Below are 19,749 nucleotides of genomic sequence, written 5' to 3'. Positions count from 1 at the left end.
TCTTGGCGCACAGGATCAGACGACGAGCCGCGCCTCGTCGGGTGTGCGCCCGGAGGCGACCTGCTCGTAGGCAGCGGCCATCGCCTCGACGGCGTCGTCGAGGACCTCGACATCCTGCGTGTACGGCAGGCGCACGAAATGTTCGAACGCACCCTGCACACCGAAGCGCGGACCGGCGGAGAGCAGCACACCGTGGGACGGCGCGGCGGCAGCCAGCGAGGTCGACACCGGCTCGGGCATCCGCGCCCACAACGACATCCCGCCCTGGCCCGGCGTGTACTCCCAGTCGGGCAACCGCCGGTCCAAAGCTGCGCACAGTGCACGGCGTCGTTCCCTCAACGCGGCGCGGCGACGTTCGAGCAGTTCGTCGACTTCGGAGAGCAGATGCGCGGCCGCGAGCTGTTCCATGACAGGCGTGCCCAGGTCGACCGCGGTCCGTGCCCCGGCCAGCCGGACGATCGTGTCGCGGTCGGCGCGGATCCATCCCACCCGCAGGCCACCCCACAGCGACTTCGCCGTCGAACCCACCGTCACCACCGACGCGCCGGCAGGCATGGCTGCGACGGGAGGCGGTGGCGGGGCGTCGAGCCAGAGATCGACCATCGACTCGTCGACGACGAGCGTGGTCCGCGTGTCGCGCATGATGCGGGCCAGTTCGGCGCGGCCGTCCTCGTCGAGGCACAGGCCAGTGGGGTTGTGGAAGTCGGGGACGAGGAAGGCGGTGCGCGCCGCGGTCTGCCGGACGGCACTGGCGACACCGTCGAGATCCCAGCCGCCGTGCGGGCCGTTCTCCGGGCGCACCGGAACCGGCACCGGGCGCGCGCCGTAGCGGCGGATCGCTTCGAGCGCATTGGGATAGGTGGGGTGGTCGACGACCACCCGGTCGCCGGGGTCGTCGAGCACACCGAGCAGCAGGCGCATCGCGTGCTGCGCCCCGGAGGTGACCATGATCTGGTCGGGCGAGGTGGGCAGTCCACGCTCGCGGTAGCGGCGGGCGATGACCTCGCGCAGCACCGACACCCCTATCGGTTCCATGCCGTGCGAGTCCAGATAGGTCGACATCGACCGCAGCGCCGCGGCATACGCCGCTTCGATCTCCGCTGCCGGCGCGGGCAGCGAGGCGTTGCTCAGATCGATCGCCGGGCCGATCGGCATCCGGGACCCGGTGTTCTCCGCGCCCCGGCGAGCGGGCACGGCGACCGTGCTGCGGGCACCCTGCCGACTGCGCAGATAGCCTTCTTCCCGCAGCGCCGCATAGGCGGACGCGACGGTGGTGCGGCTCACCGACAGCGCCGCGGCGAGTTCCCGCTCGCTGGGCAGGGCGACCCCGAGCGGGACGCGGCCGTCGTGCACGAGCAGGCGGATGCTGTCCGCGAGCGCCCGGTAGGCGGGTCTGGGATCGGGGCGAGCGGAGCGACGGGAATGCGACTGCCCCGAATCCTGCCAGTTCCCGAGGTCGCGGACGAGCGACACGGCTCCGATCGCTCGAGTGATCACCGATCCAGTATGCCCCGCATCGCGCGGGCGGGATCAGGCCGGTGGATCGAGCACCTGACGGAACAGGACCGTCCCTCGCGAGTCGAGCAACTCCACCCGCATCTGCTTCGTCGCGCCGTCGATGAACACCTCCCCGAAGTGCTGATATCCGTCCATCGGCGAGGTGTTCGCCGCCGGGGGCGCGTGCACGAAGACGGCCTCGGGACCGAACGTCCCGTCCAGCTCGTTGGGTCCGAAAGCACCGGCGTTGAGCGGTCCCGAGACGAACTCCCAGAACTCGTCGAAGTCGGTGAACGAGGCGCGGTCCGGCGAATAGTGATGCGCGGCCGTGTAGTGCACGTCGGCGGTCAACCACACGGTGCCGGTGATCCTGCGCGCCTCGACCGCCGACAGGACCCGCGCGATCTCCGATTCCCGGCCCGAGGGAGCGCCGTTGTCCCCGTTCGCGATTCCTTCGAAGGCCGTATCGCCGTCGGGTACGACCAGGCCGATCGGCAGGTCGGCGGCGATGATCTTCCAGGTGGCGGTCGAACGGGTGAGTTCGTCGATGAGCCACTGCGTCTGCGCGCTGCCGAGCACCTGCCCCGCCGCGCCGACGTTGGTGCCGTTGGCGTCCTTGTAGGTCCGCATGTCGAGTACGAAGACGTCGAGCAGCGGTCCGTACCGCACGAGCCGGTGGATGCGTCCGTCGACGGCCTCCGCCGGATCGAGCGGGAGCCACTCGTGGAAGGCACGGAAAGCCCGTTCCGCCAGGACGTCCACGTTCTTCTCGGTGTACTGCTCGAGATCCAGGATCTCACCCGCGTACCAGTTGTTGACGGTCTCGTGGTCGTCCCACTGCACGATCTGCGCGACGGAGGAGTTGAACCGCCGATAGTTCTCATCCATGAGGTTGTAGGCGTACTGGCCGCGGTACTCGTCGAGGGTCTGCGCCACAGCACTCTTGGCCTCGGTGACGATGTTGCGCCAGATCCGGCCGTCCGGCAGCTCGACGGTCTCCTTCAGCGGATTGTCGGCGTACACGACGTCGCCGGAATGCACGAACAGGTGCGGGTCGCGACGGGCCATCGTGTCGAAGATCGTCATCCCACCGATGTCGGGATTGATACCGAAGCCCTGACCGGCGGTGTCGCCGGACCACTGCAGCCTGATGTCGCCGGGTGTGGTCGGGGCGGTGCGGAACAGACCCGTCACCGGCTCGGACGTGGCGCCGTCCTCGCCTTCGAGGACGACACGATAGTGCACCTGCTCGCCGGCCGGCAGTCCCGTCAGCCGCAGTCGGCCGGTTCCGTCCGTCTCGGGCGTCAGCAGACCACCCACGTGCCGGACGGGATCGGTGAAGGATTCGGTGGCCGCCGTCTCCACGACGAGCCGCGCCGGTCGATCCGAGCGCGCCCACACGAGCGCCCCGTCGGCCCGCACGTCGCCGGTGGCCACACCGTGGGTGAGGATCGGCCGCTCACGGACGAGGCTCGGCGTTGCAACGGAACTTCCCGACGAGCACGCCACCGCCGGAGCCGCGAGGGCTCCGAGCGCGACGGTGCGCAGCAGGGTTCGACGGGACACGTACATGGTTCTCCCCGGGGTCCGACGGACTGTGCGGGACGAGCGTGCACAGTCCGTGCGAACCGTCGGTGAACATGCAGTGAGGGATCGGCGCCCGTCCGACGACGAATCGGCGCGGGCCGGGAGCTACCCCGTCAGCGGATGACGTCGCGCCGGACGATCGTCTCGTCGCGGCCCGGCCCCACACCGATGCAGGAGATGTAGGCGCCGGAGAGCTCCTCGAGACGCAGCACGTAGTTCTGCGCGTTCTTCGGCAGCTCCTCGAAGGTGCGGGCGTGGGTGATGTCCTCCCACCAGCCCGGCATCTCCTCGTAGATCGGCTTGGCGTGGTGCACGTCGGTCTGCGTCATCGGCATCTCGTCGATACGCACACCGTCGACCTCGTAGCCGACGCAGATCGGCACGGTGTCGAGACCCGACAGCACGTCGAGCTTGGTGAGGAAGTAGTCGGTGATGCCGTTGACGCGGGTCGCGTAGCGGGCGATGACGGCGTCGAACCATCCCGTGCGGCGGGCGCGACCGGTGGTGACACCGACCTCTCCACCCTGCTTGGCGAGGTAGGCGCCGTGGTCGTCGAACAGCTCGGTCGGGAACGGACCCGAGCCGACGCGGGTGGTGTAGGCCTTGAGGATGCCCAGCACCGTCGAGATCTTCGCCGGGCCGATACCCGAACCGACAGCGGCGCCGCCGGCGGTGGGGTTGGACGACGTCACGTACGGATAGGTGCCGTGGTCGACATCGAGCAGCGTGCCCTGCGAACCCTCGAGGAGGATCGTGTCGCCGCGCTCGAGCGCCTTGTTCAGTTCGAGGCGCGTATCGGTGATGCGGTGCTTGAAACCCTCGGCCTGGGTGAGGACCTCGTCGACCACCTGCTGCGGGTCGAGCGCCTTGCGGTTGTAGATCTTGACGAGCACCTGGTTCTTGAATTCCAGTGCGGCCTCGACCTTCTGGGTGAGGATCTTCTCGTCGAGCACGTCGGCGACCCGCACGCCCACGCGGGCGATCTTGTCCTGGTAGCAGGGGCCGATACCGCGTCCGGTGGTGCCGATCTTCTTCTTGCCGAGGAAGCGTTCGGTGACCTTATCGATGGCCACGTGGTACGGCATGATCAGGTGCGCATCGGCCGAGAGCAGCAGACGGGACGTGTCGACGTCGCGCTTCTCGAGGCCTTCGAGCTCGGTGAGCAGCACACCCGGATCCACCACGACACCGTTGCCGATGACGTTGTTGACGCCGGGCGTCAGGATGCCCGACGGGATCAGGTGCAGGGCGAACTTGTCGCCGTTGGGCAGCACGACCGTGTGACCGGCGTTGTTGCCGCCCTGGTAGCGCACGACCCACTGCAGACGTCCGCCGAGTAGATCGGTAGCTTTGCCCTTGCCCTCGTCGCCCCACTGGGCTCCGATCAGGACGATTGCCGGCATGTCGCGCTCTCCTCAGGCAGGTGTCTACGTGCGGGCGGTCTCGCCTGCAGGGTCCTGCCCAACCGGGCAGCAGCCGGGACCACAGTGTAGTCCACCCTCCGACGAGCGCGAATGACGGGACTGCAGAAGCGCCGGAGCTGCGGCGCGCGGTGGCGGGTCGCCGCCGCCCTCCCCCACCGCCTTCCCATTACAGTGGACGCAGCCGAGAGCCCGACGAACCCGACCCCTCGAGGAGACCCGTTGACCCCGGTAGTGCTCAGATGCGGTGACGTGCCATTGCCGTTGGCGCTGACCCCCGTGACCGCACTGTCTGCGCCTGCCCTCCCCGAGAAGGACGACTTCGAGGACGTCTTCGCGCATCTCGAGTCGGTAGAGGACCCTCGTCTGATCCTCGTAGGCAACGACGCGGCGTTCGCCGCGACCGTCACCCGGCTGATGCGCACCGAACGCCTCGACCTGGAGGTCGCGTACGTCCCGGAGACACGAACCCCGGCCACGGAGGCGTACGGGTTGCGGACGGGGTCGAAGGCCGCCACCGTCGCCCTGCAGGGGGTCGCGAAGCCGTTGCCGCTCATCCGCGACGACGCCGGTATCGCCCTCGTCGGCCGTGCGCTGCTGTGCGGTGAGAACGGCGATGCGCTCGTCGGGGAGGCCTACGTCGATGACACCCGCCTGTTCTCCGGCACGGTGCCCGGCATCCGCGTCGAACCCACACCCGCGATGCCCGGTCTGCGGGCCGCGATCGACCGGCCGCGCTGGTTCGGCGGCTACAAGTGGCTGACGGGCCGGGCCATGCAGTTGGGTTCCCCCGCCGCAGTCGTCACCCGCGACGGGGTCGCGAACCCCCGGGCTCTCAAGCGGTCGACCTTCTACCGGCACGACAAGAAGTGGAAGCTCGTCCGCTGAAACCCATCTTCAGCCGACGTTGACCCCTCTCGGCTCAGCCGACGTTGACCCCTGTCGGCTCAGCCGACGTTGACGCCGTAGTCCCGTGCGATGCCCGCCAGACCGGAGGCGTAGCCCTGGCCGATGGCGCGGAACTTCCACTCGCCACCGTGGCGGTACAGCTCACCGAAGACCATCGCGGTCTCGGTGGACGCATCCTCGGTGAGGTCGTAGCGGGCGAGTTCCCGGCCGTCGGCGCGGTCGACGACGCGGATGAACGCGTTGCGCACCTGACCGAACGACTGGCCCCGCGCGTCGGCGTCGTGGATCGACACCGGGAAGACGATCGACTTGACCTCCGCGGGAACGGCGACGAGGTCGACGTTCACGCTCTCGTCGTCGCCCTCGCCCTCACCGGTGAGGTTGTCGCCGGTGTGCTCGACGGAGCCGTCCGGCGAACGCAGGTTGTTGTAGAAGACGAAATGCTGGTCGGACAGGACCTTGCCGTTCTCGCTCGTCAGCAGTGCACTGGCGTCGAGATCGAAGTCCGCGCCGGTCGTCGCGCGCACGTCCCAGCCGAGACCCACCGTCACCGCCGTCAGGTTCGGAGCCTCCTTCGACAGCGAAACGTTGCCGCCCTTGGCCAAGCTCACACCCATACCGAATCCTCTCGCTCGATGATCGTTGCCTACCGCCACCCTAGTGAAGACCGGACGAGTCGGGCAGGACGTGTGAAGGCCGTCCCGCGGGGGTAGCCGCAGGGCACCGGACAATGGCCGGGGACGGCGTTCCCGGCCTTTCGGTGTGTACGGCGAATGTCGCGCGAGGGAGAAGAGGGTCGGTTGTGGTGATTCGAGTCGCGTCGGTCCCTGCGTCGCACGTCTACGTCCGGCACCTCGCCTGCCCGGAGGGCGACGACGTGATCCGGTTGACGGATCCGGTTCCCGCCGACGGCCGCAAGGTTCCCGGGGGCTGGTGGCCGCCGTTGATTCTCGAACCGGGCTGGGTGAGCGACCACCACGAGGAATTCGACGTCTTCCACATCCATTTCGGATTCGACGCGATCGGCGCGGAGCAGCTGCAGGACGTCGTCGCCGAACTCGCCGAGCACGACAAGCCTCTCGTGTACACGGTGCACGACCTGCGGAACCCGCACCATCCCACCCCCGGTGAGCACCACAAGCAACTCGACGTGCTGATTCCGGCCGCGGACGAACTGATCACCCTCACGCCGGGCGCCGCCGAGCGGATCCGTCTGCGCTGGGGCCGGGAGGCGACGGTCCTGCCGCATCCGCACGTCGTCGAACAGCACTGGCTCGAGCGACCGCGTCGCGACGAAAGTCCGTTCGTCGTGGGAGTCCACGCGAAGAGCCTGCGCGCGAACATGGATCTGTTCCCGGTGCTCGACACGCTGGCCGAGACCGTGCGCTCGCTACCCGATGCGGTGTTGCAGATCAACGTGCACGACGAGATCTTCGATCCCGACAATGCGTACTGGTACAACCCGGAAGTCGGTTCCCGCATCCTGCAGTACGGCGAGCAACCCCAGGTGGACGTGCGGGTGCATCCGTACTTCTCCGACGACGAACTGTGGCAGTACCTCTCGGATCTGTCGGTGTCGGTGCTGCCCTACCGTTTCGGAACCCATTCGGGTTGGCTCGAGGCGTGTTTCGACCTCGGCACCGCTGTGACCGCGCCGAGTTGCGGCTTCTACGGCGAGCAGCGTCGGTGCGGGGTGTACACCTACGACGAGGACACCTTCGAAGCCGACTCGCTCGATCGTTGCGTGCGAGAACTGTACGAGAGCAGGGATCTTCCGCGAGCCGACTGGTCGCAACGTATGGACGAACGTCGCGCGCTGGCCCGCGCCCATCGCGATATCTACCTGCGCGCGATGAGCAGCCGGAGCAGATCATGACGCCGTTGCGCATCGCACTCGTCGCGTCGAACAGATATCCGATCCGCCAGCCCTTCGCCGGCGGACTCGAAGCGCACGTGTGGCATCTCGCCCACGCGCTCGGCAAGGACGGCCACGAGGTGACGCTCTTCGCCGCACCGGGATCCGATCCGGAACTTCCGGCCTCGTTCCTCGAGGTGCCGTCCTTCGAGGTCAGCGAACTCGCACGCATCGACGTGTCGATGCCCCCCGGCGAACGGCTTCCTCGGCGACCACCACGCCTACCTGTCGCTGATGCTCGATCTCGCCGGACCGTCCGCCGATGCCTTCGACGTCGTGCACAACCACAGTCTGCACTACCTGCCGATAGCGATGGCCCGCATGTTGCACACCCCGCTGCTCTGCACGCTGCACACGCCGCCGACGCCGTGGCTCGAGTCGGCGATGGCGACTCCGGGTGGGTGCCCGGGCACGTTCGTCGCGGTCAGCCGGCACACCGCGACGGCCTGGGAACACGTCACGCCCGGTCCGGTGGCGGTCGTGCCCAACGGTGTCGATCTCGGAGCGTGGCCGGTCGGTTCGGGAGGTGAGGATCTGATCTGGTTCGGCCGCCTCGTGCCGGAGAAGGGCGCGCATCTCGCGATCGAGGCCGCGCGCCGGGTCGGTTACCGGCTGCGGATCGCGGGCCCGATCAGCAACCGGGGGTACTTCGCGGAACACGTCGAACCGTTCCTCGGTCCCGACGTGATCTATCTCGGTCATCTTTCCCAGCCGGATCTCGCTGCCGCGGTGGGACGTTCGGCAGCAGCACTCATCACCCCGCAATGGGACGAACCGTACGGGCTCGTCGTCGCCGAGTCCCTGGCATGTGGGACACCCGTGGTGGCCTTCGCGCGCGGCGGCATCCCGGAGGTCGTCGACGAGAGCAGCGGATGCCTGGTCGCGCCGGACGACATCAACGGCCTGGCCGAGGCGGTACCCCGCGCTGTCGGTCTGTCCCGTGCCTCCGCCCGAGCCCGCGCGGAGGAGCGTTGTTCGGAACGCACGATGGTCGATGCCTACGTCTCGCTGTATCGGGAACTCGCGGGAGCGGCATGATCGGCTACTACATCCATCACCACGGGCACGGACACCGCACCCGCGCGAGCAGCATCTGCGCGGATCTGCGGACGCCGGTGACGGCATTGTCGTCGGCGCCGCTCGGCACTGCCGCCGACGCCTTCGACGACGTCGTGCTGCTCCCCCGCGACGACCTCGCCGTCGACACCGCGCAGGACACGACGGCCCACGACGTCCTCCACTGGGTTCCCACCCACGACGACGGTCTCCGCGAACGCATGCACGCGCTGGGGTCGTGGATCGCCGCGACCCGCCCGAGCCTGCTGGTAGTGGATGTGTCGGTGGAGGTGACGCTCCTCGCCCGCTTGTACGGGATCCCCGTCGTGGTGCTCGCGATGCCGGGCGAGCGCACCGATACCGCCCACACGCTGGCCTACCGCGTCGCCGACCATCTCATCGCACCGTGGTCGCAGGACGTCTACGATCCGCACTGGCTGCGCTCGTACGCCACCTCGTACGTCGGCGGGATCAGCCGTTTCGACGGACGCCCGTCTCCCACCCGCACAGCCGGTGAGAAGCCGAGGGTCCTCGTCATGAGCGGCAGCGGCGGATCGTCGATCACCGTCGACGATCTGCACCGGTTCTCGTCGCGCTACCCCCAGTACGTGTGGGAGGGTCTCGGTGTCGCGGGCGGCCCGTGGGTCGACGATCCGTGGCCCGTCCTCACCGGCGCCGACGTCGTGATCGGGCATGCGGGCCAGAACACCGTCGCCGACATCGCGGCCGCCGCGCGACCTGCGGTCGTGATCGCCGAACCCCGCCCGTTCGACGAACAGCGTTCCACCGCAACGGCTTTGGAGAAGGCCGGACTGGCGGTGGGTCTCGACGGGTGGCCCGACCCGAACCGCTGGCCCGAACTGATCAAGCGAGCACGCGGCCTCGACCCCGTCGAATGGAAACGCTGGCAGGTCGACGGTGCCGCGGCGCGCGCGGCGGCGATCCTGGACGACCTAGCGGAGCGATCGTGACCGTCTCGGTCGTCACGGTCGCCGCAGGTCGCGGCACGCATCTGCGACGCCAACTCGACGGCCTCGCACGCAGCACCCGGACACCTGACGAGCACATCGTTGTCGCGATGGGTGACCCGGAGGTCACGGAGGTCGTCGCCACGGCCGGCTCGTCGGCGCGAGTGGTGGAGATGGACGTCGACTCCGCGAAACTGCCGGTCGGAGAGGCACGGAATCTGGGCGCGCGGACGGCGTCGTCGGATCTGCTCGTCTTCCTCGACGTCGACTGCATTCCGGCTCCCGACCTGATCGAACGGTACGCCGAGGCGGCCGGCCGGCACCCGGCTGCGCTGCTCAACGGTCCGGTCACCTATCTGTCCGAACCGGGCGCCGACGGCTACGACCTCGACCGGCTGGGCGACGCGATCGATCCGCATTCGGCCCGTCCGTTCCCCTCCTCGGGTGAGATCGTGCTGGACGATAGACACGAATTGTTCTGGTCGCTGTCGTTCGCGTCCCGGTCGCTCGTGTGGGACCGCATCGGCGGGTTCTGCACCGCATACAGCGGATACGGCGGCGAGGACACCGATTTCGGACAGAAGGCCGCCCGTGCCGGAGTCCCGATGGCCTGGGTCGGCGGCGCCCACGCCTTCCACCAGTACCACCCGGTGTCGAGCCCGCCGGTCGAGCATCTCGACGACATCCTCACCAATGCCGCGCTGTTCCACCAGCGTTGGGGGTGGTGGCCGATGCGGGGGTGGCTCGACGAGTTCGAGCGGACGGGACTCGTCTCCTTCGACCCCGACGCGCAGCGGTGGACGAAGGTGCGGACGACCGGCCCGTGAAGACTTTTCGTTCCGTGTGCTAATTTCGGCACGTCATTGCGACGACGCACGAGGAAGTCGGTGTGATTCCGGCGCGGTCCCGCCACTGTGACCGGAGAGCGATCTCCGGGAGCCAGATACTCCCGTCGCCGTACCTCCTTGCCCGGGGCGGACTTCCCCGAGAGAGAGTGTAATCGCCGTGCGTGTACGCGCAGCCTTCCCGAAGCTCCTTGTCGCGTTGACCTCCGCGAGCCTTCTGCTCGCCGGATGTTCGACGGCGGGTTCCGACACCGAGAACGCCGCCTCGGACGAGTGCATCACCGACTTCGATGCCTCGGTCGACTACTTTCCCGACAAGTCCGAGATCGTCGACGCCGATTTCGAAGCCGTGGTCGCGCAGGCGGCCGACGCCCCGACCTGGCTCGTGGGTGGCGGCGTCGGCGGGTTCACCGCGGGGCTGGCCGGACTCGGCCGCGCCGGTGTGGTGATCGCCGCGGCGCTCGGGGCCACCGTGTTCCCCCTCAATGCCGTCACGGCCATCGTGGAGGCGCCCGTGGTCATCGCCGTCCTGATTCGTTCACGGCGTGGAACACTGGGAGCGGCACTGTGACCTCCACCGGCGTGGAACTACGCGATCTGACCATCGGCCACGCCCGTCGTCGTGCCTTACGTGGCAGGACGGTCACGGAGATCGCTTCGAAGGTGAACGTTGCTCGACGGGGTGAACTCGTCGACGTGCTCGGACGCCTGGCGCGCGAGCAGAATCTGGCGGTCGTCATGTCCACCCACGAACTCGAACTCGAACTCGCACTACGGGTGTCCGACCGGATGTGGCTGCTCGAAGCAGATCGCACACTGACATGCGACACTCCCGCTGCTCTCGCCGAATCCGGCCGTATCGGAGCGGCGTTCGATCGCGGACGCATGCGGTTCGATCCTCGTAGGATGGTGTTCGACCTGGAAGCGGAGGACAGCCGTGTCTGATGCAATCGGGGTTCTCGAGCGAATCGCCGTATGGAGCCCGTACTTCCGCGTGAGTACCGGACCTGCCGACGACAGATGGCGTCCCACCGCAGATCTGGCCGACCCCGCGACCCGCGACGCTCTGGTGGCCGATACTGCCGCGCGGATGGACACCGACGAACCGCGCGTGGCGGCATCGACCCTCTTCTTCGGATACGTCGCACGCGTGTGGTCGGTGGCGATCGGTTCCGTCGTCGACTCCGGACGATGCATCCGGCTCGATCCCGAGCAACTCCTGTGGCGGAACGACGCCGGACTGCACCTGCACATCACCGAACCCGGATTCGGCGACGACATCGTGACGGAAGTCCTCGACCGGCAGATCGAACCTCTCGTCCATGCGTGGCGCGACGTGGTCGCGGCCGGCCTGTTGTGGGGCAACGCGGCATCCGCTCTGATCGGTGCCGGTCGGGTGATCGGTTCCGATGCACAGCCTCTCATCGATGACCTTCTGTCCGATCCGCGTCTGGCGGACACTGTGGACCCGGCGACCGGCCGTCGCCGTAGTTGCTGTCTTTACTACCGCACACCCACCGGCGGGGTCTGCGGCGACTGCGTCTTCCCCACCCCGCCGGACGACCGCTCGAAGGAGATGCCGTGACAGTCGTGTCCGATCCCGAGAACTATTGGAACGACATGTGGTTCGGTCTGCTCATCGAAGGCTCGGCACTGGAGGTCGCGGCCCCGAACGCACCGAAGAAGATCGGGATGTACGACGGGTACGTCACCGTCGACTTCGGTCGGTGGCACTTCCATCTCTGCATCGGCGAACACACCGCGAGTGGGCCGGAACTCGGCCGGATCCGCCGCTGCAGTCGCGCCGAGTTGTACCGCAGGATCGGCAGGGACGACACCGTCACCTCCTGGGGTCTGCGCATGTTCAACGGCCGGGACGAGCAGATGCTCACGATCATGCTGCCCACCCCGTTTCTCACCAACACCCAGCGACTGACGGAGGAACCGGTCTGGGAGCACCTCGAGGCGTGGGACCGCATCCGCGGAATTTCTGGGGCTGGAACCCGATCCACGCGATCGCACAGGTAGGGGCTTCCGGCACACATGAGTGTGAAGCCGGGCGCCGACCGAGGTCCGGCGCGGAGCGGTCCGTCCGCGAAGGCAGAACGCGCCCGGTCACCGGGCGGCCTCGATGTCGACCGACCGGTGGGGCAGGACCAGCGGTGTGCCTGCGACGGGATCGGTGATCACGGTGGCCTCCACACCGAAGACGTCGCGCACCATCTCGGAAGTGATGACTTCGCTGGGCGGTCCGGCGGTCACCAGCGTCCCCGCTCGCATCGCCACAAGGTGATGGGCATAGCGACTGGCCATGTTGAGATCGTGCAACACCAGCACGATGGTGCGTCCGAGCCGGTGGTTGAGGGAAGCGAGCAGATCGAGCACCTCGATTTGATGGGCCAGGTCGAGGAAGGTCGTGGGCTCGTCGAGCAGCATGATGTCGGGATCCTGGGCCAACGCCAGCGCGATCCACACGCGTTGGCGTTGGCCACCGGACAGTTCTTCGATCGGGCTCTCGGCCAGCTGGTCGACGCCGGTCGCCGCCAGTGCGGCAGCCACCGCCCGCTCGTCTTCGGCACTCCACTGTCGGAACCACCGTTGATGGGGATGCCGGCCCCGGCCGACGAGATCGGCGACGGTGATGCCGTCCGGGGCAAGGGGCTGCTGCGGCAGCAGACCGAGGGCGCGGGCCAGTGTGCGCGCCGGCATCTCGGTGAGCTCGGTACCGTCCAGAAGGACTCGGCCGTGCTGCGGCGACAACAGGCGGGCCAGGCCCCGCAACAGCGTCGACTTGCCGCACCCGTTGGGTCCGACGATCGCCGTGATACGGCCGGCAGGCAGGCTCGTGCTCACCTGGTCGACGATCAGCGAGGATCCGTAGCCCAGGCTGAGCTGCTCGGTCGTCAACGAGACCGACCGGATCGCGTGTGCTGGCTGTGGTGTCATCCGGCGGCTCCGATGCGGTGGGCGCGGGCGAGGAGATAGAGCAGGACCGGCGCTCCGAGGATCGCCGTGAGGACTCCGACGGGCATCTCCGACGGCGCGAAAATCGAACGGCCCGCCAGATCGGCGCCGACCACCAGAAGGGCGCCGACGGCGGCAGAGGGCGCAAGGCCGATCTGCCGCTCGGCGAGGATGCGGCGAGTGATCTGCGGCGCCACCAGCGCGACGAAACCGATGGGTCCGGCAGCTGCGGTCGCCATCGCGGCGAGGACCACTGCAATCAGCAGCAACAACACCTTGCGGCCTTGACCGGCTCCGGTCAGGGTGCGGGTGAGATCGTCGCCGAGCTCGAGCAGCCGCAGGTGCCGCGACTCCACGATCAGGACCGGGACCGTCGCCGCCAGCGCGATGACAATGATGGTCACGTGCAGCCCGCTCCGATTGGCCAGGCTGCCGGTCAGCCAGGCAGCGGCACTCATGGCTCGGTGGATGTCGGAACGGGTGAGCAGATAGGAGATAGCGGAGGAAAGCATCGCCGCGACACCGATCCCGACCAGCACCAGCCGGAAGCCGTGCAGACCGCGCCGGTAAGCGATGAGCACGATCATCAGCGCAGCGAGGACCGCGCCGGCCAGCGCACCGAACACGAGCTGCAGACCGTTGCCCCCCACGACAAGCAGCACGGTCAATGCGCCCATCGCCGCCCCGGAATTGATGCCGATGATGTCGGGGCTGACGAGCGGATTGGCGGCGATGCGCTGCAATATGGCCCCCGAGAGCGCAAAAGCCGCGCCGACACCGAGCCCGGTCAGTGCCCGGGGCAGGCGGTCGCCCAGCACGACCTCGCGCTCGATGAGGGTGCCTCCGCCTCCCACGATGGTGACGGCGTCGGAAACCGAGATCGGGTACACCCCGAGGACCAAGGAAGCCGTGGCGACCGCAACGGCGGCCACGCCGGCGAGGACGGTGAGCAGCACCGAGGAGCGGCTGATCCGAAAGGAGACCGGGGTACCTCGCGGGGCCACCAGGAGCGTGTCGCGGGTTGGACCGCGGCGCACCGGCGAACTCATGTGCCGACCACCTTGCGGTTGCGGACCAGGTAGAGGAAGAACGGGGCGCCGACCAGGCCGGTGATGATCCCGACCTGCAGCTGTTCGGGTTGGACCAGGAGTCGTCCGACGATGTCGGCGATCAGCAGCAGCATGGGCGCGAGCACGATGGTCCAGGCGAGCACCCAGCGGTAGTCCGAGCCCGTGATCATCCGTGCGATGTGGGGTACCACGAGCCCGATGAACCCGACCGGACCTGCGATAGCGGTGGCGCCACCCGCAAGCAGAACCACAGCGAGAGCCCCCGCGATGCGGTCGACCCACACACGGGCACCGAGGCTGCGGGCGAGATCCTCACCCAGAGCCAGAGCATTCAACGCGCGGGTCAGGCCAACAGCCAGGACGACACCGACGGCGATGAACGGCGCTACCGCGGCCAAAGCGTCACTGTCCGAACGGGTCAACGATCCCACGACCCAATAGCGGAAGTCCTCCATCGTGGAGGCGTCCTGGAGGGTGATCATCGTGGTGACCGCGCCCAGGAGCGCGGTCAACGCCGACCCGGCCAGAGCGAGCTTCACCGGCGTGGCACCACCCGGACCGAGCGAGCCGAGCATGTAGACGAAGACGGCGGCCACCGCAGCTCCTGCGAAGGCGAACCACACATAACCGGCAGCGCTCGTGACGCCGAGACCGACCATCGCCGAAACCACCGCCAGCGCCGCGCCGGCGTTGATGCCCAACAGTCCGGGTCCCGCCAAGGGGTTGCGGGTCAGACCTTGCATCACCACGCCGGCGAGGCCGAGCGCCATCCCGGCCAGCAATCCGGTCACGGTCCGCGGGATGCGGATATATCGCACCGCACGCTCGACGTCACTGTCCGCCGAACCTGTAACGGCCCCGACCACGTCGGAGAGGCCGACCGGCAGGGTGCCGAGCAGGACCGAGCCGAGGGTCACGGCCACCAGAACAGCCGTGGCCACCGCGAGCCCGAGTAGGCGAGTACGGTTGCCGCTCAGCAGGCCGGAACGCACGACAGGCGCGCCGGCAGCCGGGGCCGGACCGTCCGCAGACCGCTCCGGGGTCGTTGCCGCCGTCGTCACCGCCTACCTCACTCGCCCCCGTCTTGTCCGGTCTCGTCCTGGATGGCCAGGTCGGGGTGCAGCAGCGAAGCCAGCAGCTCGATTGCATGGGCGATGCGGACTCCGGCGGCGCGGTCAGCGAACAGGAAGGGATGCACGGCACCGTTCTGCACCGCCGACAGGCCCGCGAGCGCCGGGTTCTGCACGATCGTCTGCGCCTCCTCGGCGCCGTCCTGGCGGGTATAGGAGGCGTCGCAGCAGGTGCTGGTCAAGATGACATCGGGGTCGCGACGGATCAGCTCTTCGAGGTCGATCGCGACGTGGCGTCGCTCGACGAGGTCGGCGAAGGCGTTCACGCCCCCGGCCTGCGCGATGATCCGGGTACCGAAGTCGATGCCACCGGCGACGCGGATGCCACCGCCCTCATCGAGTAGGACGATCGCGACGCTCGGGCGGTCCGCCCCGGCCAGCACCTGGTCGACCGCCGCGATGCGCTGCTGTTGATCGGCAATGACCTCCTCGGCGCGCTCCTCGACGTCGAACAGGGCCCCGAGGTCGCGCAGGTCGTCATAGATCGTCTCGACGCTCACGGTGGCGGGGTCGATCGCCTCGTCCGACAGTCCGTCCGCGCTGGGGCACAGCGGGCTGAGGATCCAGCTCTGTATGCCGAGCCGGGTCAGACTCGCCCGCGTGCCGAAGCTCTCGTCGCCGGCGCCGTCCTCGGTGAACACGTTGTTGTACCCCGACAGGATGAAGTCGGGCCCGGTGGCCAGAAGCGCCTCACGACTGGGGAGCTTCTCGACGTACGGCACCTGCTCCTGGGCATCTGCGTACTCGGGCAACACCTGAGCATCGAGGAAGGCGGTCTCGATCAGGCGGTCGCTGATGCCCAGCGCATGCGCAATCTCGATGGCCGGCTGGTAGGCGGCATACACGCGTTCCGGTGGCGCTTCCACGGTGACGTCGATCCCGCAGTTCTCGACGGTCATGGAGTCGGCCGACGCGGCGTTCTCCTCGTCTGCGCCACATGCGCTCGCGCTGATCAGCGTCAGACATGCGGCGGCGACGCTCAGCGTCCGACGGTTCAGCGGAGTCATGCGACGGCCGTCCTTTCGATGCGCTGGGGGAATCGGCACTCGGGCCGGATCAAGGCATGGAAGGTGCGGGTCGCAGCGACCTGATCACTGATTCCCGGTGCGTGGGCGATCGCGATGGCGCGCCCTTCGACAGGATCCGGACGCCGAAGAGGTACAGCGGAGACAGAATGGGAGAGAGATGGGTGCACGGCTTCGCGCAGCCTTTCTCGGGGTAGGCCGCCCCGATGCTGAAAGGTACGAATGGGGTGAGTATCTGGCTCGCAGACGCTTGTCGAAGCGCCGCTCACAGTGGCGGTACCGCGCCGGATTCACACCGGCTTCCTCGGATCCCATCGTGATGGACGAACTGAGGCTAGCAGGAGCCGACCATGCCCGAATTCCCGGCTCGGCCGAAGTAGGAGCCGGGGGCGGTGCAGGTCGGTGGTGGCGCAACGCCACTCGAACGGCGTAGCGGTTGTGTCCTGTTCGACGCCGGTACCACCGCTGTGCGGGAGACCGACGTCATCGCCCGGCCCTGTCCCGGCACCGGAGAAGAGACCCGAGGGGAATCAACGCTATCCTCGCGGCGTGGACTCACGGATGCCGGTGCTTGCGCAGGTGCGCGGTGCTGCCGTGGGGTCGGTGTCGGGGGCGGTGAGTATCGCCGCCCATGGTGTGGCCGGTGGCGGGATGCCGCCGAGCCAGTCGGCGGTGGTGTTGCTGCTGGCGGCGTGCGCCGGCGTCGGTGCCGCGGTCGCCGCCGTCACCGTGCGCGATCGGAACTGGGTGTTTCTCCTCGCGGCACTGACTGCCGGACAGGTGGTCGGGCACACCACCCTCTCGGTGGTCGACGACCACGCGCACGGGCTGGAACTGTCGCCCGCGATGATCGCCGCCCACCTTGCCGCTGTTGCCGTCTCCGCCGCTGCGGTGCGCGCCGTCGAAGGTGGGTGCCTGCACGTGTTGGGGGCGTTCACCCGCGTGATGCTGGTGCTCGTTTCTGTCCCGCCTGCGCAGACCGTGGTCTGGTCGGCGACCCCGCTCTATCGGGCGACGCTGTCGTTGTGGTTGCTGGCCGGCGCCGCCGCCGGTACCCGCGGACCGCCGACCGCGGCGTAGTCGGCCTCCCTACCCGATCCGCCTGCTGCGCCGTCCCCGGCGCGGGAGAGCACGCGATCGCCGACGGGTGTCCGACATTCTTCTTCCGCCGTCCTGCCTTCGCCCCGTGCTGGGGTGCCGAGTGTATGGCGTGCGTGCCCTCAGCGGCATCGACCGGATTCGATCTGCCAAGTCCCCTCGATGCCCGCCTTTCCTGACGGTCGCCTCACCGACCGCATCTCCAGCGGTGCCCGTACTCATGCACGGACACCGCCGAAAAACGCGCACACGGTGAGCACCTCACGACAGCCGAATCGAGACACACTCATGTCCGTTCCCGAACTCGACCGCGGCACCATCGCCGCGGACAATTCCGCCGCCGAGCCCGCCCGGGCTGCGGCGCAGGATTCTTCACCGCCGCGCAGCATGCGGCCGCTGATCATGCGGCTGCACTTCTACGCCGGGATCCTGGTGGCCCCGTTCCTGCTGATCGCGACGATCAGCGGGGGCCTCTACGCGATCGCCCCGACCCTCGAACAGGTGCTCTACCGCGACCTGCTGCACGTCGATTCCACCGGTCCGGCACTGCCGGTCGCCGAGCAGGTCCGCGCCGCCCAGCAGCTACGCCCGGACCTGACCGTCTCAGCGGTACGCCCCGCATCCGAGGTCGGTGAGACCACCCGGGTGCTGTTCACCGATCCGTCCCTCGGTGAATCCGAGCGCACTGCCGTGTTCATCGATCCCGCGACCGCCTCGTCGACCGGTCAGTCGGTGGTCTACGGCAGTAGCAGCGCGCTGCCGGTACGCACCTGGATTTCCCAGCTGCACCGGCACCTGCATCTGGGTGAGCCCGGCCGGATCTACAGCGAACTGGCCGCCTCCTGGCTGTGGGTCATCGCTCTGGGCGGGGTGTACCTGTGGGTGCAGCGCTACCGCACCCAGCGCACCCGCACCCGGCAGTCGGCGCGACTGCTGACCTTCGACCGCGGCGCGCGGGGCCGCAACCGCACCCTCGGCTGGCACGGCACCACCGGCCTGTGGATCGCGGTCGGCTTGATCTTCCTGTCGGCCACCGGGTTGACCTGGTCCACATATGCCGGGGCGAATGTGGGCGAGTTGCGTACCGCGTTGAGCTGGACCACCCCGACGCTCGATACCACCCTCGGCGTCTCGGACACCGCGCCTGCAGCCGGTGGACACGACGGCCACGACGGCCATACTGCCGCTATTGCCGATACGGGCGCACTCGATCGCAACATCGGCGCTCTGGACCGCGTCCTTGCCGCCGCTGCCGAGCATCGAGTGACCGAACACGTCGAGATGAGCATCCCGGCCGACGGCCACACTGCCGTCACCGTCACCGAAACCCGCCAGCCCTGGCAGTTCGTCACCGACGCGGTCGCGATCGACCCGGCCACCGGGGCGGTGACCGCCACCAACACGTTCGCGGACTGGCCGCTGGCCGCCCAGCTCACCACCTGGGGCATCGCCCTGCACATGGGCATCTTGTTCGGGCTGCTCAACCAGCTGGTATTGCTCGCTCTCGCGGTCGCGTTGGGCACGGTCATCGTGCGCGGCTACCAGCTGTGGTGGCAGCGTCGCCCCACCCGCGGATCGCGCCGGGTGGCGCGCCCACCGCTGCGTGGGACGTGGCGACGCCTGCACCCGGTCACCGTCGTCGCGGTGGTCGCTGCTGCGGTGACCGTCGGGTGGTTCGCTCCGCTGCTGGGACTGAGCCTGCTCGCATTCCTGCTCGTCGACGTCGCGGTCGGTCTGCTGCGGCGCCGGCGTTCGCCCGAGCACTCCCCCGAGGGGACCTCCGCGACCGGCTGAGTCTCGCTGTCTCCGGCCCGGCGGCTCGGATCCTGCCACCGGATCCGAGCCGACCGGGCAATCCTCACACTCCCGAGTTCGTATACAGAGGAACGCATTCCGGACTTGGTAGAGCGTCGTCCAGCCCACGGACGCCGAGGAAGGAGGTGATCCTTGTATAGTCGGCGCTGCGATCGGTTCGCCGCATGTCGTCGTGAGGAGCCCCGAAGACCTCATGTGCGCGCCGAAGCACCCGATGCCGACAGGTATCGGGTGTGAGAGGGAACCCGGTGGGAATCCGGGACTGTCCCGCAGCGGTATGCAGGAACGACCGCCGTCACCAAGCACTGGACCACCAGGTCCGGGAAGCGACGGCCACTAGGTCCATCCCGACGGAATCGGGAATGGGTGCCTGCGAGTCCGAAGACCTGCCGATCGTGTCGGGCACGCCGTGCCCGACGGTATGCCGCCTCGTGGAATGGGCGCGCGCC

The 19,749-nt window shown here is 68.5% G+C and carries 19 protein-coding genes, 1 pseudogene and 3 riboswitches; of the genes and pseudogenes, 12 read left to right on the top strand and 8 right to left on the bottom strand.

Annotation, left to right across the window (positions count from 1 at the left end):
- Positions 1–15: 15 nt before the first annotated feature.
- The 3 genes from yczR to BLV31_RS07505 form a co-directional block, all read right to left on the bottom strand.
- Positions 16–1,497, bottom strand: coding sequence for a MocR-like transcription factor YczR (gene yczR, locus BLV31_RS07515; protein ID WP_024101847.1), 1,482 nt, complete (start codon positions 1,495–1,497; stop codon positions 16–18).
- 33 nt (positions 1,498–1,530) lie between these two features.
- Positions 1,531–3,069: an alkaline phosphatase D family protein gene (locus BLV31_RS07510; protein ID WP_064061245.1), complete on the bottom strand. Its 1,539-nt coding sequence runs from the start codon at positions 3,067–3,069 to the stop codon at positions 1,531–1,533.
- A 128-nt stretch (positions 3,070–3,197) separates the two neighbouring features.
- A complete protein-coding gene (locus BLV31_RS07505; RefSeq protein WP_006552940.1) occupies positions 3,198–4,487 on the bottom strand; it encodes an adenylosuccinate synthase in 1,290 nt (429 codons plus the stop codon).
- A gap of 252 nt (positions 4,488–4,739) precedes the next feature.
- Here BLV31_RS07505 and BLV31_RS07500 point away from each other — a divergent pair, with 252 nt between their 5' ends.
- Positions 4,740–5,393 (top strand): hypothetical protein, encoded by a 654-nt coding sequence (locus tag BLV31_RS07500; protein ID WP_024101848.1) that lies wholly within the window; start codon positions 4,740–4,742, stop codon positions 5,391–5,393.
- Positions 5,394–5,452: 59 nt separating this feature from the next.
- Here BLV31_RS07500 and BLV31_RS07495 read toward each other — a convergent pair whose 3' ends face one another.
- Positions 5,453–6,031 carry a TerD family protein gene (locus tag BLV31_RS07495; RefSeq protein ID WP_006552942.1) on the bottom strand — a complete coding sequence of 193 codons (579 nt, stop codon included), beginning with the start codon at positions 6,029–6,031 and terminating at the stop codon, positions 5,453–5,455.
- A gap of 188 nt (positions 6,032–6,219) precedes the next feature.
- On the opposite strand from BLV31_RS07495, the gene BLV31_RS07490 reads away from it, so the two are divergent.
- The 9 genes and pseudogenes from BLV31_RS07490 to BLV31_RS07455 all read left to right on the top strand — a co-directional run bounded on the left by BLV31_RS07490 (position 6,220) and on the right by BLV31_RS07455 (position 12,226).
- On the top strand, positions 6,220–7,290 hold the full coding sequence (locus BLV31_RS07490) for a glycosyltransferase family protein (RefSeq protein ID WP_064061285.1): 1,071 nt from the start codon (positions 6,220–6,222) through the stop codon (positions 7,288–7,290).
- Positions 7,287–7,770 (top strand): annotated as a pseudogene (locus BLV31_RS25810) (glycosyltransferase); the annotation flags it as partial. The gene BLV31_RS07490 and the pseudogene BLV31_RS25810, both read left to right, overlap by 4 nt.
- Positions 7,771–7,800: 30 nt before the next feature.
- Positions 7,801–8,367 carry a glycosyltransferase gene (locus BLV31_RS25805; RefSeq protein ID WP_367889066.1) on the top strand — a complete coding sequence of 189 codons (567 nt, stop codon included), beginning with the start codon at positions 7,801–7,803 and terminating at the stop codon, positions 8,365–8,367.
- Positions 8,364–9,356, top strand: a complete 993-nt coding sequence (locus BLV31_RS07480; protein ID WP_064061246.1) for a glycosyltransferase — start codon at positions 8,364–8,366, stop codon at positions 9,354–9,356. The genes BLV31_RS25805 and BLV31_RS07480 overlap by 4 nt, the downstream gene beginning before the upstream one ends.
- Complete coding sequence (locus BLV31_RS07475) at positions 9,353–10,180, top strand: glycosyltransferase family 2 protein (protein ID WP_064061247.1); 828 nt, start codon at positions 9,353–9,355, stop codon at positions 10,178–10,180. The genes BLV31_RS07480 and BLV31_RS07475 overlap by 4 nt, the downstream gene beginning before the upstream one ends.
- Before the next feature lie 18 nt (positions 10,181–10,198).
- Positions 10,199–10,318: riboswitch (cobalamin riboswitch) on the top strand.
- A 40-nt stretch (positions 10,319–10,358) separates the two neighbouring features.
- Positions 10,359–10,769 (top strand): hypothetical protein, encoded by a 411-nt coding sequence (locus tag BLV31_RS07470; protein ID WP_064061248.1) that lies wholly within the window; start codon positions 10,359–10,361, stop codon positions 10,767–10,769.
- Complete coding sequence (locus BLV31_RS07465) at positions 10,766–11,143, top strand: hypothetical protein (protein ID WP_174556262.1); 378 nt, start codon at positions 10,766–10,768, stop codon at positions 11,141–11,143. Before BLV31_RS07470 ends, BLV31_RS07465 begins: the two co-directional genes overlap by 4 nt.
- 49 nt (positions 11,144–11,192) lie before the next feature.
- Positions 11,193–11,783: a (2Fe-2S)-binding protein gene (locus BLV31_RS07460; RefSeq protein WP_248846263.1), complete on the top strand. Its 591-nt coding sequence runs from the start codon at positions 11,193–11,195 to the stop codon at positions 11,781–11,783.
- Positions 11,780–12,226, top strand: coding sequence for a DUF7676 family protein (locus BLV31_RS07455; protein ID WP_248846264.1), 447 nt, complete (start codon positions 11,780–11,782; stop codon positions 12,224–12,226). Before BLV31_RS07460 ends, BLV31_RS07455 begins: the two co-directional genes overlap by 4 nt.
- 87 nt (positions 12,227–12,313) lie before the next feature.
- Here BLV31_RS07455 and BLV31_RS07450 read toward each other — a convergent pair whose 3' ends face one another.
- Genes BLV31_RS07450 through BLV31_RS07435 form a run of 4 tightly spaced genes read right to left on the bottom strand, consistent with a single transcriptional unit; the run spans position 12,314 to position 16,369 of the window.
- Positions 12,314–13,144 (bottom strand): ABC transporter ATP-binding protein, encoded by an 831-nt coding sequence (locus tag BLV31_RS07450; RefSeq protein WP_019291075.1) that lies wholly within the window; start codon positions 13,142–13,144, stop codon positions 12,314–12,316.
- On the bottom strand, positions 13,141–14,211 hold the full coding sequence (locus BLV31_RS07445; RefSeq protein WP_064061250.1) for a FecCD family ABC transporter permease: 1,071 nt from the start codon (positions 14,209–14,211) through the stop codon (positions 13,141–13,143). Before BLV31_RS07445 ends, BLV31_RS07450 begins: the two co-directional genes overlap by 4 nt.
- Positions 14,208–15,293, bottom strand: coding sequence for a FecCD family ABC transporter permease (locus BLV31_RS07440; protein ID WP_211269814.1), 1,086 nt, complete (start codon positions 15,291–15,293; stop codon positions 14,208–14,210). The genes BLV31_RS07445 and BLV31_RS07440 overlap by 4 nt, the downstream gene beginning before the upstream one ends.
- Before the next feature lie 8 nt (positions 15,294–15,301).
- Positions 15,302–16,369 (bottom strand): ABC transporter substrate-binding protein, encoded by a 1,068-nt coding sequence (locus BLV31_RS07435; RefSeq protein ID WP_006552954.1) that lies wholly within the window; start codon positions 16,367–16,369, stop codon positions 15,302–15,304.
- Between the two features lie 227 nt (positions 16,370–16,596).
- A riboswitch (cobalamin riboswitch) is annotated at positions 16,597–16,724 on the bottom strand.
- A gap of 224 nt (positions 16,725–16,948) precedes the next feature.
- Between BLV31_RS07435 and BLV31_RS07430 the strand changes: the two genes are divergently transcribed.
- A complete protein-coding gene (locus BLV31_RS07430; RefSeq protein ID WP_081263464.1) occupies positions 16,949–17,467 on the top strand; it encodes a hypothetical protein in 519 nt (172 codons plus the stop codon).
- 306 nt (positions 17,468–17,773) lie between these two features.
- Positions 17,774–19,279 (top strand): PepSY-associated TM helix domain-containing protein, encoded by a 1,506-nt coding sequence (locus BLV31_RS07425; RefSeq protein WP_064061253.1) that lies wholly within the window; start codon positions 17,774–17,776, stop codon positions 19,277–19,279.
- 211 nt (positions 19,280–19,490) lie between these two features.
- A riboswitch (cobalamin riboswitch) is annotated at positions 19,491–19,708 on the top strand.
- Positions 19,709–19,749: the final 41 nt, after the last annotated feature.

The organism is Rhodococcus pyridinivorans, from assembly GCF_900105195.1.
Classification (GTDB): Bacteria; Actinomycetota; Actinomycetes; order Mycobacteriales; family Mycobacteriaceae; genus Rhodococcus; species Rhodococcus pyridinivorans.
Note: the sequence above shows the minus strand (reverse complement) of the source record. Positions and strands in the feature narration are given on the sequence as shown.

Bases quoted from the DNA above. Each gene is read 5' to 3' on its own strand.
- BLV31_RS07510 (WP_064061245.1), bottom strand. From the start codon at position 3,069: ATGTACGTGTCCCGTCGAACCCTGCTGCGCACCGTCGCGCTCGGAGCC.
- BLV31_RS07505 (WP_006552940.1), bottom strand. From the start codon at position 4,487: ATGCCGGCAATCGTCCTGATCGGAGCCCAGTGGGGCGACGAGGGCAAG.
- BLV31_RS07495 (WP_006552942.1), bottom strand. From the start codon at position 6,031: ATGGGTGTGAGCTTGGCCAAGGGCGGCAACGTTTCGCTGTCGAAGGAG.
- BLV31_RS07480 (WP_064061246.1), top strand. From the start codon at position 8,364: ATGATCGGCTACTACATCCATCACCACGGGCACGGACACCGCACCCGC.
- BLV31_RS07450 (WP_019291075.1), bottom strand. From the start codon at position 13,144: ATGACACCACAGCCAGCACACGCGATCCGGTCGGTCTCGTTGACGACC.
- BLV31_RS07445 (WP_064061250.1), bottom strand. From the start codon at position 14,211: ATGAGTTCGCCGGTGCGCCGCGGTCCAACCCGCGACACGCTCCTGGTG.
- BLV31_RS07435 (WP_006552954.1), bottom strand. From the start codon at position 16,369: ATGACTCCGCTGAACCGTCGGACGCTGAGCGTCGCCGCCGCATGTCTG.
- BLV31_RS07430 (WP_081263464.1), top strand. From the start codon at position 16,949: ATGCCGGTGCTTGCGCAGGTGCGCGGTGCTGCCGTGGGGTCGGTGTCG.
- BLV31_RS07425 (WP_064061253.1), top strand. From the start codon at position 17,774: ATGTCCGTTCCCGAACTCGACCGCGGCACCATCGCCGCGGACAATTCC.